Consider the following 13,180-nt stretch of genomic DNA (forward strand, 5'->3'; position numbering starts at 1 on the left):
TGAGGTTCATTCCCTCAAAACTAGATAATCAGAAGAAGTGTAAAGAACGAATAATCATTACTATTGGTTAAGTCCTCGATTCGATTAGTATCAGTCAGCTCCACACGTCACCGTGCTTCCACCTCTGACCTATCAACCTGATCATCTTTCAGGGATCTTACTAGCTTGACGCTATGGGAAATCTCATCTCGAGGGGGGCTTCATGCTTAGATGCTTTCAGCACTTATCCCGTCCGCACATAGCTACCCAGCGATGCCTTTGGCAAGACAACTGGTACACCAGCGGTGCGTCCATCCCGGTCCTCTCGTACTAAGGACAGCTCCTCTCAAATTTCCTGCGCCCACGACGGATAGGGACCGAACTGTCTCACGACGTTCTGAACCCAGCTCGCGTACCGCTTTAATGGGCGAACAGCCCAACCCTTGGGACCGACTACAGCCCCAGGATGCGATGAGCCGACATCGAGGTGCCAAACCTCCCCGTCGATGTGGACTCTTGGGGGAGATAAGCCTGTTATCCCCAGGGTAGCTTTTATCCGTTGAGCGATGGCCCTTCCATGCGGAACCACCGGATCACTAAGCCCGACTTTCGTCCCTGCTCGACTTGTAGGTCTCGCAGTCAAGCTCCCTTGTGCCTTTACACTCTGCGAATGATTTCCAACCATTCTGAGGGAACCTTTGGGCGCCTCCGTTACTCTTTAGGAGGCGACCGCCCCAGTCAAACTGCCCACCTGACACTGTCTCCCACCCCGATGAGGGGTGCGGGTTAGAATTTCAATACAGCCAGGGTAGTATCCCACCAACGCCTCCACGTAAGCTGGCGCTCACGTATCAAAGGCTCCTACCTATCCTGTACAAGCTGTACCAAAATTCAATATCAGGCTACAGTAAAGCTCCATGGGGTCTTTCCGTCCTGTCGCGGGTAACCTGCATCTTCACAGGTACTATAATTTCACCGAGTCTCTCGTTGAGACAGTGTCCAGATCGTTACGCCTTTCGTGCGGGTCGGAACTTACCCGACAAGGAATTTCGCTACCTTAGGACCGTTATAGTTACGGCCGCCGTTTACTGGGGCTTCGATTCAGAGCTTCGCTTTTAGCTAACCCCTCCTCTTAACCTTCCAGCACCGGGCAGGCGTCAGCCCCTATACTTCGCCTTGCGGCTTCGCAGAGACCTGTGTTTTTGCTAAACAGTCGCCTGGACCTATTCACTGCGGCTCTTCAGGGCGATTAACCCCAAAGAGCACCCCTTCTCCCGAAGTTACGGGGTCATTTTGCCGAGTTCCTTAACGAGAGTTCTCTCGCTCACCTTAGGATTCTCTCCTCGCCTACCTGTGTCGGTTTGCGGTACGGGCACCTTTTATCTTGCTAGAGGCTTTTCTTGGCAGTGTGGAATCAGGAACTTCGGTACTCTATTTCCCTCGGCATCACAGCTCAGCCTTTGCGGTGAACGGATTTTCCTATTCACCAGCCTAACTGCTTACACGCACATATCCAGCAGTGCGCTTACCCTATCCTCCTGCGTCCCCCCGTTGCTCAAACGATAAAGAGGTGGTACAGGAATATCAACCTGTTATCCATCGCCTACGCCTTTCGGCCTCGGCTTAGGTCCCGACTAACCCTGAGCGGACGAGCCTTCCTCAGGAAACCTTAGGCATTCGGTGGATGAGATTCTCACTCATCTTTCGCTACTCATACCGGCATTCTCACTTCTAAGCGCTCCACCAGTCCTTACGGTCTAGCTTCAACGCCCTTAGAACGCTCTCCTACCGCGGACACCTAATGGTGTCCACCCACAGCTTCGGTGATACGTTTAGCCCAGGTACATTTTCGGCGCAGAGTCACTCGACCAGTGAGCTATTACGCACTCTTTAAATGGTGGCTGCTTCTAAGCCAACATCCTGGTTGTCTAAGCAACTCCACATCCTTTTCCACTTAACGTATACTTTGGGACCTTAGCTGGTGGTCTGGGCTGTTTCCCTTTTGACTACGGATCTTATCACTCGCAGTCTGACTCCCACGGATAAGTCTTTGGCATTCGGAGTTTGTCTGAATTCGGTAACCCGATGAGGGCCCCTAGTCCAAACAGTGCTCTACCTCCAAGACTCTTACAACGTGAGGCTAGCCCTAAAGCTATTTCGGAGAGAACCAGCTATCTCCAAGTTCGATTGGAATTTCTCCGCTACCCACACCTCATCCGCGCACTTTTCAACGTGCGTCGGTTCGGGCCTCCAGTAGGTGTTACCCTACCTTCACCCTGGACATGGGTAGATCACCTGGTTTCGGGTCTACGACCACATACTAAAATCGCCCTATTCAGACTCGCTTTCGCTGCGGCTCCGTTTCATCAACTTAACCTTGCATGGGATCGTAACTCGCCGGTTCATTCTACAAAAGGCACGCCATTACGCAAAAACGCGCTTTGACTACTTGTAGGCACACGGTTTCAGGAACTATTTCACTCCCCTTCCGGGTGCTTTTCACCTTTCCCTCACGGTACTGGTTCACTATCGGTCACTAGGGAGTATTTAGCCTTGGGAGATGGTCCTCCCAGCTTCCGACCGGATTTCACGTGTCCGGCCGTACTCAGGATCCACTCAGGAGGGAACGAAGTTTCAACTACAGGGTTTTTACCTTCTATGACGGACCTTTCCAGATCGCTTCATTTACCCCGTTCCTTTGTAACTCCATGTAGAGTGTCCTACAACCCCGAAAGGCAAGCCTTTCGGTTTGGGCTGTTCCCATTTCGCTCGCCGCTACTTAGGGAATCGCAATTGCTTTCTCTTCCTCCGGGTACTTAGATGTTTCAGTTCCCCGGGTCTGCCTTCATTATCCTATGTATTCAGATAAAGATACTGCTCCATTACGAGCAGTGGGTTCCCCCATTCGGAAATCTCCGGATCAAAGCTTACTTACAGCTCCCCGAAGCATATCGGTGTTAGTACCGTCCTTCATCGGCTCCTAGTGCCAAGGCATTCACCGTGCGCCCTTTCTAACTTAACCTAAAAGGTTTTTTCTTCTTAACTAAATAAGAGAGAAAACTAAAATGGCGATTACTCGGTTCTTTCTTGACTTCTTCTTATACGATTATCTAGTTTTCAAAGAACGAATTGAGAGATTGTTCTCTCAAAACTAAACAAGGCTACTTCCACGAATTTACATCATGAAATGCTTCTTGTTTTGCTTCAAGCTGCCTTGCGACGAGCTGAACATAATCTTCTTCGATTATGCGCTGGCGCAGGAGCAAACTTGGCGAGGGCTTATTCCCTCAAAACTAAACAAACAAATAACGTGTACCAACAATCTGTGATGTCCGTAAGGACATTTTCCTTAGAAAGGAGGTGATCCAGCCGCACCTTCCGATACGGCTACCTTGTTACGACTTCACCCCAATCATCTGTCCCACCTTAGGCGGCTGGCTCCTTACGGTTACCCCACCGACTTCGGGTGTTACAAACTCTCGTGGTGTGACGGGCGGTGTGTACAAGGCCCGGGAACGTATTCACCGCGGCATGCTGATCCGCGATTACTAGCGATTCCGGCTTCATGTAGGCGAGTTGCAGCCTACAATCCGAACTGAGAATGGTTTTATGGGATTGGCTCCACCTCGCGGCTTTGCTGCCCTTTGTACCATCCATTGTAGCACGTGTGTAGCCCAGGTCATAAGGGGCATGATGATTTGACGTCATCCCCACCTTCCTCCGGTTTGTCACCGGCAGTCACCTTAGAGTGCCCAACTAAATGCTGGCAACTAAGATCAAGGGTTGCGCTCGTTGCGGGACTTAACCCAACATCTCACGACACGAGCTGACGACAACCATGCACCACCTGTCACTCTGTCCCCGCGAAGGGGAACGTCCTATCTCTAGGAGTGTCAGAGGATGTCAAGACCTGGTAAGGTTCTTCGCGTTGCTTCGAATTAAACCACATGCTCCACCGCTTGTGCGGGCCCCCGTCAATTCCTTTGAGTTTCAGCCTTGCGGCCGTACTCCCCAGGCGGAGTGCTTAATGCGTTAGCTGCAGCACTAAAGGGCGGAAACCCTCTAACACTTAGCACTCATCGTTTACGGCGTGGACTACCAGGGTATCTAATCCTGTTTGCTCCCCACGCTTTCGCGCCTCAGCGTCAGTTACAGACCAGAAAGCCGCCTTCGCCACTGGTGTTCCTCCACATCTCTACGCATTTCACCGCTACACGTGGAATTCCGCTTTCCTCTTCTGCACTCAAGTCCCCCAGTTTCCAATGACCCTCCACGGTTGAGCCGTGGGCTTTCACATCAGACTTAAAGGACCGCCTGCGCGCGCTTTACGCCCAATAATTCCGGACAACGCTTGCCACCTACGTATTACCGCGGCTGCTGGCACGTAGTTAGCCGTGGCTTTCTGGTTAGGTACCGTCAAGGTACCGGCAGTTACTCCGATACTTGTTCTTCCCTAACAACAGAGTTTTACGACCCGAAGGCCTTCATCACTCACGCGGCGTTGCTCCGTCAGACTTTCGTCCATTGCGGAAGATTCCCTACTGCTGCCTCCCGTAGGAGTCTGGGCCGTGTCTCAGTCCCAGTGTGGCCGATCACCCTCTCAGGTCGGCTACGCATCGTCGCCTTGGTGAGCCGTTACCTCACCAACTAGCTAATGCGCCGCGGGCCCATCTGTAAGTGTCAGCCGAAACTGACTTTCAGCTTCACCTCATGAGAGGTAAAGGATTATCCGGTATTAGCACCAGCTTCCGGTGTTATCCCAGTCTTACAGGCAGGTTGCCCACGTGTTACTCACCCGTCCGCCGCTAATCATCAGGAGCAAGCTCCTAATGATTCGCTCGACTTGCATGTATTAGGCACGCCGCCAGCGTTCGTCCTGAGCCAGGATCAAACTCTCCATTAAAGAGTATGAGTTAGCTCATAAATGTTACGTTGGCTAGTGAAGATAACTTCACTATTGTTTATTGTTGACGTTTTTGTTTGTTTAGTTTTCAAAGAACAATTACCTATCTTAGCGACATTTATTATCTTATCACACCGATTCGTTGTTGTCAACTTCTACGAAAAATATTTGGTTTTTAATATTTTCGTAAGCTGTTAACGAATCAGCTTTATTACTATAACATCCTTATTATTAACTAGCAATAGAAGGTTTTCCCAATTTAGAAGAATTATATAACTGACTTACTCCACGGGGCAAGCCCACGTGGTTTTACGGGCAATTTCTATAACCTCTTAATGTCGCAAATAACTAAAATCATTCATACAATAAGACAAAAAACGGTGAATGAGACTATGGTGAAATGGATTGGAGTATCAACAACAAAACATCAGCTAACGCTTTACGATAATAACAGGGCGATAAAAACATACCCAATAGCTACAGGAAAAATCTTAACCCAAACACCTTTTGGCACTTATACAATTATTAATAAGGATCCTAATCCTGGAGGTCCATTTGGAGTTATGTGGATGGGACTATCAAGACCACACTACGGTATTCACGGTACAAATAATCCTTCCTCAATTGGGAAAAGCGTATCTCATGGATGTATACGATTGTACAATCATGACGTATTGGAACTTTCTTCATTGGTTCCAATCGGGACTGAGGTTGTCATTCATAAATGATATTATGGAGTAACACCCAAATCGATATACCCCTATAAATAAAGTGGAACGCAGCTGCGTTCCACTTTATTTATGAATCCTTTGAGTGGTAAATCAGCTTTGCACCATTTTCGGGGGTATTTACACAATTTCATGCAAGGGTTGCACCATTTTGCAGGAGGTTTGCACGATTTTCAATTAGCTTTGCATGTTTTACCATTTTCTGTTAATTGAGTCACACAATCCATGTATTTAAAAGAAAAAACTCAAAAAAACATGTTGACGCAGTTTCACATCTGTTATACATTAATAATATAATATATTAATTGTTATATAACAGATAGGAGATGGGAAAAATGGAAATTTACCAGAAAGCATATGAGTATTATCGGACTATTTGTCAAAGTTATGGAATGGAGTCGCTGAATTTCAATCTATTTGTAAAGCATTTAACCAAAGAACAGCTAGAATTATATATCAAGCAAGCCTATTAATAAAAAGGATGTGAGACAGTGGACCTCTTACCTGAAGTCAGAAAATAACCCTGCCAATAGTGATGTGGCAGGGTTATAGAATTATATATCAAGCAAGCCTATTAATAAAAAGGATGTGAGACAGTGGACCTCTTACCTGAAGTCAGAAAATAACCCTGCCAATAGTGATGTGGCAGGGTTATTATATTTGGTTCTAATATTTTATTTTTTATGTGCCTACCATTAATTGTATCAACTTTTTAGATAATATCTCCTCCCCTGTATTGGCCCCGCCTGCGCCTAATACAATGATGGCCACGCATGCCATCCAACCCACTGTCATCATAATGAATGTGCCTTAATATTGCCTTAAGTCGGTCAATCTTTAAAACCCTTAATCTTCCTTGTAAGTTCATTAAATCTTTGATCAAGTTCTTGGTACTTCGGGCTTTTTGATGTTAAAAAACTCAATTTCCCCAATACTTCCTGCCGCTCAGTTTCTAGCTTTAAGCGTAGTTCTTCTGAAGAATCAACTATTTCAATTGATTTCGATATTTTCTTTTGAATCTGATTATTTTCAAACACCAACTGTACTGACGTGGTTTTACTTAAGAAATACTGATCGTGTGAAACAATAATCAGCGTACCTGGATAGTCTGCTAACGTTGTTTCCAATTGCTCCCTCGAAGGCAAATCTAGGTGGTTTGTCGGTTCATCTAATATGAGTACTTCTTTATCTTCCAGTATAAATTTCAAGAGTTTACACTTCACACGCTCGCCCATACTCATATGTTCGATTGGCTCCGACCATTGACTTTCAGTAAATCCTAAATGCCTCAATAAATTCTGTACCTTACCCCGTTCTTTAAATGTTTCCCTATTAAATAATTGCTCAGGAGTTTGATCCAGTGGAAGGTCAAATACTTGTTGTGTTAGATAGCCAATATTGGCAGACGGGGAAAGCCAGATATTCCCTTCGGAAGGCTCATTACCCATAACAATATTTAAAAATGTTGTTTTCCCGCAGCCATTAGGACCAATCAGCGCAATTTTTTCCCCATGCTGAATTATAAAATTCGTCTGTTCAAATAAGATTCGTTCTCCATACCTCTTTTTTAAATTTTTAACCTCTAAAAATCTTTTTCCAACCTTCGTATTGGCTCCCAAAGAAAAACGAACAGGTTCGTCTTCCTTGACACGTTCAACCGTGTTCTTATCAAGCTCCTTTTCAAGACGTTTCTGTTTCGATTTAAGTTGGGAATCCATTCTTTTTGCCTTGACTCGGTAAAATTCTTTAATCCCTTCCTGCTTCGTTGATTGTGCATGCGCTTTTTGTGACCAGGATGATAAGTTGTTTATTTGATGTTCGACCGATTCGATTTTTTTTTGTTGTTTCTCGTATTCTCTTTGCTGTGTTAATCTTCTTTGTTCGCGGACTTTAATATAATGTGAATAATTTCCTTTCTGCTCCATTAATTTCATATTTTCAATTGACCAGATTTTTGTCACGACCTGGTCTAATAAATACCTGTCATGCGAAACGACAATGATGGTTCCTTTATAATTGTTCATCTGAGCAATTAACATCTCAATACTTTCCCGATCCAGATGGTTTGTTGGTTCGTCTAACAGGAGTAAGGAGGGTTCGGATGCAAAGCCTTTTACCAAACGAACTTTGAGTTTTTCTCCGCCGCTTAACAGTTCGTATGGAACATCTGGAATATGCCATTTTGCCAGCAGCTCTGCTTCTCGTTCGCTCACATGATTGGTTGTATAGCTTTGTTTCTCCTGATCAACTAAAAATACATCGGTTTTGCTTATTTTCCATTCAACCTGTCCTTCAGTTGGCTTTACCGGTCCTAGCAATAGTTGTAACAGCGTGGACTTTCCGCTCCCATTACGGCCGATTAAACCAATGACTTCTCCATGGCCTATTATTCCATTTATATCATTCAATTTTAAACGGTCCATTATTTCTAAACTAATGTGATTTAATTTCACAATTTCTTTCAAAAAACTCACCCTTTCGTTTTCAAGGGAGAAAAAATCCTCCCAAATGAACTTGGAAGGATTAGTTGCTTTTTTCATAACGAAACAAAGCTATTTCATCAATAGCTTTAAAAATTTATGGAAAATGGGCAAACTAATCCTATTTTTTATTTGAAAATAAATTTTCAAATGTCTGAAATAAGATTAGTTAATCATCGGCCACCCATCATCCCTTCTTTTTTGATTACACATATTATATCTGTAAAATCAGCGAATGAAAAGAGAAGGTTGTTCTATTTATCCTTTAGTACTTCTCCCGTATCTTAAACCAGTGATGCAGAATCTGCAGCTTTACTATTTTCTTCTAATATTCATCCCAGAAACAGGCAAAACTACGAGTGAGATAGTTTTAAGGAGGGTTATGTATCCTTTTTCTGCTTACTTCACTCGTCGTATTTTACATCATTGCCATTTGGATGACCAAACATATTTCGTGGCTGCATCAACGTGCATACAAAGTCTAAGGAAAGCCGTGCCACTTTTCAAAGAACTAAATTTTATCTTAGAGTAAAAAATATTACCACATCAATGGATAAGGGGCTTCCTATGCGCATCATATTATACATAGCATTTATTGTTGCTGCCTATAAGTGGGGAGATTGGAGAAATTGGAAAAAGTATTACCCTACGTACTTATTTTGGATCGGCGGCGATTTCTTTTATAATGCCTTACTTCATAACCATAGGCCATGGTATTTTTCCAAAGGGATAATTGGAGAGAACATTTTACATGGTCATTTAATTATTTGCATTTTTATCATGTTGTGTTGTTATACTTCCACCCTTCTTATCTATCTGGGAAGATTCCCTGAACAAAGAACGAAACAATGCTTTTGGATCTTGCTGTGGGTCTTTATTTTTAGTTCTATTGAATTTGTTTCCCATACGTATTTCCATTTGATTGTGTATCAGTACGGTTGGAACCTCTATTGGTCAATGCTTTTTAACCTGGTCATGTTTACCGTATTAAAAATTCATTTTAACAAACCATGGTTAGCATGGATTATTTCGATTTTATTTTTAATTTTTCTTGCCAATGTATTCAACATACCTAGAGAATCGTTTGAATGACGATTCTTTTTAATTTTTAAAAAAGCTAACTCAAAATGATATTTGAGTTAGCTCTTTTAAGACAATCTTATTATATAGCATCCGTATCTAAGTTTTTTCCGCTAAATTGGCTGTTGTATAGGTCAGCGTAGAAGCCGCCTTTTTCAATTAATTCCTTATGGCTGCCCATTTCAATAATTTTCCCTTTGTTCATAACCAGGATTAGTTCAGCATCGCGAATCGTAGAAAGTCGGTGTGCAATAACGAAACTTGTGCGGCCTTCCATTAGATTGGACATGGCTTTTTGAATTAACACTTCGGTTCTCGTATCAACGCTGCTGGTTGCTTCATCAAGGATCAATATCGTTGGATCAGCAAGAATGGCGCGAGCGATTGTTAGCAACTGCTTCTGACCTTGAGAAATATTGGTTGCCTCCTCATTTAGGACGGTATCATAGCCATCAGGAAGTGTACGGATAAAATGATCAGCATGTGCCGCTTTTGCTGCCCTTACGATTTCCTCCATCGATGCCCCTTGCTTGGCATAGGCAATATTATCCTTAATCGTTCCGTTGAATAGCCATGTATCCTGCAGCACCATCCCGAACATTTTCCTTAGTTCATCCCGCTTCATATCTCTAATATCCACATTGTCGATACTAATCTTTCCTGAATTGATTTCATAAAAGCGCATTAATAAGTTAACTAATGTGGTTTTACCAGCTCCCGTAGGTCCAACAATGGCAATGGTGTGCCCCGGTTTGACGTCCAGGTTCATATCTTCAATTAACGGTACTTCTTCTTTGTATCGGAAATCTACATGATCGAATTTTACCTCTCCTTTAGGGAAATCAATCACTTTAGGATTGGACGATTCAGTAATTTCTTCGGACTCATCGAGAATTTCAAAAACACGCTCGGCACAAGCAACGGTTGATTGAATAATATTCGCAATTTGTGCTGTTTGCGCAATTGGCATCGTAAAGGAGCGGGAGTATTGAATAAACGCTAGGATGTCCCCTAAACCCAAAAGGTTTTTGGTAATCCAAATTCCCCCAACGATACAGATTCCAACGTAGCCTAAATTGCTGACGAAATTCATCAGCGGAAACATCATACCTGAGATAAATTGTGCTTTCCATCCTGCAGTATATAAGTTTTTATTAATTTCTTCAAAGCGCTCAATCGAATCTTTTTCACGTCCAAAGGCCTTAACAATTTTATGCCCTGTGTACATTTCTTCTACATGTCCGCTAAGATCTCCCAATTCTTTTTGCTGGGAGGCAAAGAATTTCTGGGACTTTTTGGCGACTACAGCAGTTGAGACAACATACAATGGCAGTGTAATCAGCATGATCAGAGTGAGGATCGGGCTGATTGTTAACATCATGATAATGTAGCCAATGATCGTAATAACCGATGTGATAATCTGTGTCAAACTTTGCTGCAAGGTATTGGCAACCGTATCAAGGTCATTGGTCACACGGCTCAATATATCTCCATGGGGATGAAGATCAAAATATTTCAGCGGCAGTTTGGCAAGTTTTTTATCCACTTCCCTGCGCAAATCCCGTACCGTTTTCTGTGCCACCCCTGACATCACTAACCCCATCACCAAACTGAAGATGGAGCTTATTACATACATTCCCAACAACATCAAAGCGATGTTACCAATATAATGGAAGTCATATTTTCCATTGGTATCTCTTATTGCCTTAACGGCCCCCTTAATTTGGTCTTGGGTCAATTTAACGTTTTTATTTCCGGATTGTGCAGGCATCTTTTTGCTTAAGTCCAGCATTTTCTGTACAATATCAGCTTTTTGGTCAGCGTCTTTCACCTTACTTAGCATTGGCAGTTTCATAAATTCTTGGATCGCTTTTGCCGTTTCAGGATCCACCTTTGCCTGCTGGGCCTGTGCATTCGGTGTTTGCTGCATCTGCATCTGTTGCATTTGTTTCGCTTGCTTGCTTGCTTGATCAACTGCCGCTTTTTGAGCATCCGACATTTTCTCGAGCATCATTTTTGCCATATAGGCATCCTGTAATCTGTTCATCGCTTTACTCATAATTTTTGGTGCAGCGATCGTAAATGACGTACTTGCAATGGCAAAGACCAAGACGATGATTAAATTTAATGTATGTGGTTTTAAATACCTTAACAGCCTCTTTAATGTTCCTTTAAAGTCTTTGGCTTTTTGTACAGGTGCGCCAAAATGACCGCCACCGCCAAAGCCTCCGCCGCCAGGTCCTCTGCCTCCGGCGCGACTCTGATTTTTTTGCTCACTCATGCAATCTCCTCCTCAGACAATTGTGAGGAAACAATTTCCTGATAGACCTTACTTGTTTCTAATAATTCCTTATGTGTGCCAATGCCGGCAATCACACCTTCATTTAGGACGATGATTCGATCGGCATCCCTTACCGTCCCAACCCTCTGGGCAACAATAATAACGGTTGCTTCTGCCGTTTCAGGTTTAAGTGCTGCACGCAAAAGTGCATCCGTTTTGAAATCCAATGCTGAAAAACTATCATCAAATACGTAAACTTCAGGTTTTCTTACTAACGCCCTTGCGATGGAGAGACGCTGTTTTTGCCCCCCTGAAACGTTTGTACCACCTTGGGAAATTTCATGTTCAAAGCCTTTATCCATACTCTCAATAAATTCAGTTGCTTGGGCAATGTCAGCCGCATGTTTAATATCAGCTTCTGAGAACTGCTTATTGCCAAATCTGATGTTTTCGTTTATAGTTCCTGAAAACAGAACAGCTTTTTGAGGAACAAAACCAATTTTGGCACGAAGAGTCTCCTGAGACATTTCTCGGACATCCACCCCATCAATCAGAACACTGCCGCTATCCACATCATAGAATCTTGGAATCAAGTTGATCAATGTGGATTTACCCGCTCCTGTACTTCCGATAATGGCCGTTACCTCGCCAGGTTTGGCCGAAAATGAGATGTCTCGCAATGCTGGTTGTTCTGCACCTTGATACTTAAAAGTGACATCTTTGAATTCAATATAGCCTTTCTGTGTAAAGGACGCTTCTCCTGCTTCTTTATCGGTTATTCCTGGGTGAGTTTCCAATACTTCATTAATACGAACCGCAGCAGCTTGTGCCCTTGGTACCATGATAAACATTAAAGAAAGCATCAGCATCGAAAACATGATTTGCATCGCATACTGAGTAAATGCTGACAATGCCCCCAAGTCCATGCTGCCCTTGCTGATAAAGATTCCTCCGAACCATAATACCGCTAAAGATGTAAAGTTCATGACCAGCATGATCGATGGCATCATGAATGCCATGATTTTATTTACTTTTATATAATTTTCTGTAAGATCGACATTTGCATCGTCAAAACGTTTTGCTTCATGTTCAACCATATTAAATGCGCGAATGACACGAATTCCAACAAGTTTTTCTCGTAAAACTAGATTGATTCTATCTATTTTTCCTTGAATTCTTCTAAAAAGCGGAATCATACGTGAGGCAATTACCGCAATAACACCAGCCAAAATCGGTATCGCGATGGCTAGTACCCATGTAAGCTGCCTGTCTTCTCGTAAAGCCATGATAATTCCGCCAATGGCCATCATTGGTGCACTGATCATCATCCGCAAGATCATGACTAAAACCATTTGAACTTGGTTAATATCATTCGTTGTTCTTGTGATCAGTGTTGCGGTACCGAATTTATCAATTTCATGCAGCGAAAAGCTCTCAACTCTTTTAAAAACCTTACTTCTTAGGATTGTGCCCAAACCTACTGCGGTTTTTGATGAAAGAAAACTAGCAATAATGGCACAAACAGCTCCCCCACCAGCAACTAAAAGCATGAGCCCGCCAATTTTCATAATTTCTCCAGTATCTCCCTGCATGACTCCTTTGTTGATAATATCTGACATCAAAGTTGGCAGATAAAGATCACTCAATGTCTGCAAAAATACAAAGGCCAGTACAGCGATGATCATGGCAGTATACGGTTTTAAATACTTAAACAGCCTTAACATACATA

Annotated in this window: 6 protein-coding genes and 2 rRNA genes; 3 read left to right on the plus strand and 5 right to left on the minus strand. The window is 43.3% G+C overall.

Translation table 11 applies throughout. The annotated features are described in order from the left end of the window. Window positions 1-63: 63 nt before the first annotated feature. Window positions 64-3,001 (minus strand): 23S ribosomal RNA (locus tag RCG17_RS02385). A gap of 331 nt (window positions 3,002-3,332) precedes the next feature. Beyond that, window positions 3,333-4,882: ribosomal RNA gene (locus tag RCG17_RS02390) — 16S ribosomal RNA — on the minus strand. Together the 16S and 23S rRNA genes form the textbook arrangement of a ribosomal RNA operon. A 392-nt stretch (window positions 4,883-5,274) precedes the next feature. Here RCG17_RS02390 and RCG17_RS02395 point away from each other — a divergent pair. Both RCG17_RS02395 and RCG17_RS02400 read left to right on the plus strand, forming a co-directional pair. Then, the gene (locus RCG17_RS02395) at window positions 5,275-5,610 is read left to right on the plus strand and encodes a L,D-transpeptidase (protein ID WP_308173681.1); all 336 of its coding nucleotides are present in this window, start codon (window positions 5,275-5,277) and stop codon (window positions 5,608-5,610) included. A gap of 335 nt (window positions 5,611-5,945) precedes the next feature. After that, window positions 5,946-6,083, plus strand: a complete 138-nt coding sequence (locus RCG17_RS02400) for a hypothetical protein (protein ID WP_308173682.1) — start codon at window positions 5,946-5,948, stop codon at window positions 6,081-6,083. Between the two features lie 357 nt (window positions 6,084-6,440). Here the strand turns inward: RCG17_RS02400 and abc-f are convergent, their stop codons facing one another. Next, on the minus strand, window positions 6,441-8,075 hold the full coding sequence (gene abc-f / locus RCG17_RS02405) for a ribosomal protection-like ABC-F family protein (protein WP_308173683.1): 1,635 nt from the start codon (window positions 8,073-8,075) through the stop codon (window positions 6,441-6,443). A 582-nt stretch (window positions 8,076-8,657) separates the two neighbouring features. On the opposite strand from abc-f, the gene RCG17_RS02410 reads away from it, so the two are divergent. Beyond that, window positions 8,658-9,182, plus strand: a complete 525-nt coding sequence (locus RCG17_RS02410; RefSeq protein WP_308173684.1) for a CBO0543 family protein — start codon at window positions 8,658-8,660, stop codon at window positions 9,180-9,182. A 70-nt stretch (window positions 9,183-9,252) separates the two neighbouring features. On the opposite strand, the gene RCG17_RS02415 is transcribed toward RCG17_RS02410, so the two are convergent. Both RCG17_RS02415 and RCG17_RS02420 read right to left on the minus strand, forming a co-directional pair. Further along, window positions 9,253-11,451, minus strand: coding sequence for an ABC transporter ATP-binding protein (locus RCG17_RS02415; protein ID WP_308173685.1), 2,199 nt, complete (start codon window positions 11,449-11,451; stop codon window positions 9,253-9,255). Continuing rightward, entirely contained in the window at window positions 11,448-13,175 is a 1,728-nt protein-coding gene (locus RCG17_RS02420; protein ID WP_308173686.1) for an ABC transporter ATP-binding protein, read from the minus strand. The genes RCG17_RS02415 and RCG17_RS02420 overlap by 4 nt, the downstream gene beginning before the upstream one ends. Window positions 13,176-13,180 lie beyond the last annotated feature (5 nt).

It is taken from the genome of Neobacillus sp. PS3-12, from assembly GCF_030915385.1.
Taxonomy (GTDB): Bacteria; Bacillota; Bacilli; order Bacillales; family Cytobacillaceae; genus JAEVLT01.

Excerpts from the sequence above, each read along its gene's own strand:
- RCG17_RS02395 (WP_308173681.1), top strand. The coding sequence starts at position 5,275 with ATGGTGAAATGGATTGGAGTATCAACAACAAAACATCAGCTAACGCTT.
- RCG17_RS02400 (WP_308173682.1), top strand. The coding sequence starts at position 5,946 with ATGGAAATTTACCAGAAAGCATATGAGTATTATCGGACTATTTGTCAA.
- RCG17_RS02410 (WP_308173684.1), top strand. The coding sequence starts at position 8,658 with ATGCGCATCATATTATACATAGCATTTATTGTTGCTGCCTATAAGTGG.
- RCG17_RS02415 (WP_308173685.1), bottom strand. The coding sequence starts at position 11,451 with ATGAGTGAGCAAAAAAATCAGAGTCGCGCCGGAGGCAGAGGACCTGGC.
- RCG17_RS02420 (WP_308173686.1), bottom strand. The coding sequence starts at position 13,175 with ATGTTAAGGCTGTTTAAGTATTTAAAACCGTATACTGCCATGATCATC.